Genomic DNA, 1685 nt, shown 5'->3' with positions numbered 1-1685 from the left:
GTAACACGACAGAATTCATTGAGCAGATGTCTTGGTTTCGACTAAGCATCACAAACGATTTTTTAATTGAAGAGTTTGATCATGGCTCAGATTGAACGCTGGCGGCAGGCTTAACACATGCAAGTCGAGCGGTAACAGAGATAGCTTGCTATCTGCTGACGAGCGGCGGACGGGTGAGTAATGCTTGGGAATATGCCATATGGTGGGGGACAACAGTTGGAAACGACTGCTAATACCGCATAACGTCTACGGACCAAAGAGGGGGATTCTTCGGAACCTCTTGCCATTTGATTAGCCCAAGTGAGATTAGCTAGTTGGTGAGGTAATGGCTCACCAAGGCGACGATCTCTAGCTGGTTTGAGAGGATGATCAGCCACACTGGGACTGAGACACGGCCCAGACTCCTACGGGAGGCAGCAGTGGGGAATATTGCACAATGGGCGAAAGCCTGATGCAGCCATGCCGCGTGTGTGAAGAAGGCCTTCGGGTTGTAAAGCACTTTCAGTTGTGAGGAAAGGGGTGTAGTTAATAGCTGCATTCTATGACGTTAGCAACAGAAGAAGCACCGGCTAACTCCGTGCCAGCAGCCGCGGTAATACGGAGGGTGCGAGCGTTAATCGGAATTACTGGGCGTAAAGCGTGCGTAGGCGGTTTGTTAAGCAAGATGTGAAAGCCCAGGGCTCAACCTTGGAACTGCATTTTGAACTGGCAAACTAGAGTACTGTAGAGGGTGGTGGAATTTCCAGTGTAGCGGTGAAATGCGTAGAGATTGGAAGGAACATCAGTGGCGAAGGCGGCCACCTGGACAGATACTGACGCTGAGGCACGAAAGCGTGGGGAGCAAACAGGATTAGATACCCTGGTAGTCCACGCCGTAAACGATGTCAACTAGCTGTCTGTGGACTTGATCCGTGGGTAGCGGAGCTAACGCATTAAGTTGACCGCCTGGGGAGTACGGCCGCAAGGTTAAAACTCAAATGAATTGACGGGGGCCCGCACAAGCGGTGGAGCATGTGGTTTAATTCGATGCAACGCGAAGAACCTTACCATCCCTTGACATCCACAGAAGAGACTAGAGATAGACTTGTGCCTTCGGGAACTGTGAGACAGGTGCTGCATGGCTGTCGTCAGCTCGTGTTGTGAAATGTTGGGTTAAGTCCCGCAACGAGCGCAACCCCTATCCTTATTTGCCAGCGCGTTATGGCGGGAACTCTAAGGAGACTGCCGGTGATAAACCGGAGGAAGGTGGGGACGACGTCAAGTCATCATGGCCCTTACGGGATGGGCTACACACGTGCTACAATGGCAAGTACAGAGGGCAGCAATACCGCGAGGTGGAGCGAATCCCACAAAGCTTGTCGTAGTCCGGATTGGAGTCTGCAACTCGACTCCATGAAGTCGGAATCGCTAGTAATCGTAGATCAGAATGCTACGGTGAATACGTTCCCGGGCCTTGTACACACCGCCCGTCACACCATGGGAGTGGGATGCAAAAGAAGTGGCTAGTTTAACCTTCGGGAGGACGGTCACCACTTTGTGTTTCATGACTGGGGTGAAGTCGTAACAAGGTAACCCTAGGGGAACCTGGGGTTGGATCACCTCCTTATCTTGAAGTAAAAACAGTTTAATGGAAACCTCGGTTTCACGAGTGTCTACACAAATTACATGATAACAAATTAGAAGAA

1 rRNA gene is annotated in these 1685 nt (G+C 51.0%); it reads left to right on the top strand.

The features are described 5' to 3' along the window. Window positions 1–63 precede the first annotated feature (63 nt). A 16S ribosomal RNA gene (locus H4J73_RS06720) occupies window positions 64–1606 on the top strand. The last annotated feature ends 79 nt before the right edge of the window (window positions 1607–1685 follow it).

It is taken from the genome of Colwellia sp. MB3u-41, assembly GCF_014076845.1.
GTDB lineage: Bacteria > Pseudomonadota > Gammaproteobacteria > Enterobacterales > Alteromonadaceae > Colwellia_A.
Note: the sequence above shows the minus strand (reverse complement) of the source record. Positions and strands in the feature narration are given on the sequence as shown.